Here is a 597-nt window from a genome sequence, read left to right as displayed (position 1 = left end):
CAGCGCTTCGCTGTAGCCTGAGCTTGCTTGAGCAACTCAGAGAGGCGGCCCCCATGATCGTGCGATACGACTCCCAGAACCATGATGAGAACGAGCCCACGCTCGACGTCACCGAGGTCGACGAAGACGGCATCCCACATGCGACGTTCGGCGCGATGCGCCGCTTTCTCTACGCCTGGGCAACCAACGATCCAAACGGGACTTGGGCGCCTGAGACACTCAGCGAGGTCCCCTTCGGCCTCCACTACGAGGACGAAAACGGAGAGAACCTCTGGCCAGCCGATGGGAGGGGAGCATACCGACTCACCCAGTGGCCATGGTGGATCCAGCCTTGATCTACCCCCTCCCTCGACAGAAACGGCTCGCGCTAGTGTTGTCGGCCGCGCGTAGCGTGGTCGGCTGCTTGCTCGACGATTGCCGTTCGGACTATGCGGAAGCGATGACCGGTTCGCGTAGCTGGCGCTCCATGTAGCCGAGCTGGCTCACGAGAGACCGGATCACGGCCTTTCCGAGTTCCATAGGAACGGCGTTGCCGAGTTGGCGCTGAACGTCGGCCCGGCTCCCGACGATCGTGAAGTCGTCGGGGAACGACATCAG

At 62.6% G+C, this 597-nt stretch carries 2 protein-coding genes; one reads left to right on the top strand and one right to left on the bottom strand.

Annotated features, from left to right (window positions below):
• Positions 1 to 335, top strand: a 335-nt coding sequence (locus FK530_RS24985; protein ID WP_205124267.1) for a hypothetical protein, incomplete at its 5' end; no start/stop codon positions are given.
• Positions 336 to 426: 91 nt separating this feature from the next.
• On the opposite strand, the gene FK530_RS24980 is transcribed toward FK530_RS24985, so the two are convergent.
• Positions 427 to 594: a DNA cytosine methyltransferase gene (locus FK530_RS24980; protein WP_231706799.1), complete on the bottom strand. Its 168-nt coding sequence runs from the start codon at positions 592 to 594 to the stop codon at positions 427 to 429.
• Positions 595 to 597: the final 3 nt, after the last annotated feature.

Source organism: Tsukamurella conjunctivitidis, assembly GCF_007858475.1.
GTDB lineage: Bacteria > Actinomycetota > Actinomycetes > Mycobacteriales > Mycobacteriaceae > Tsukamurella > Tsukamurella conjunctivitidis.
The sequence above is the reverse complement of the archived record's forward strand: the minus strand, read 5'-3'. Positions and strand labels throughout refer to the sequence as shown.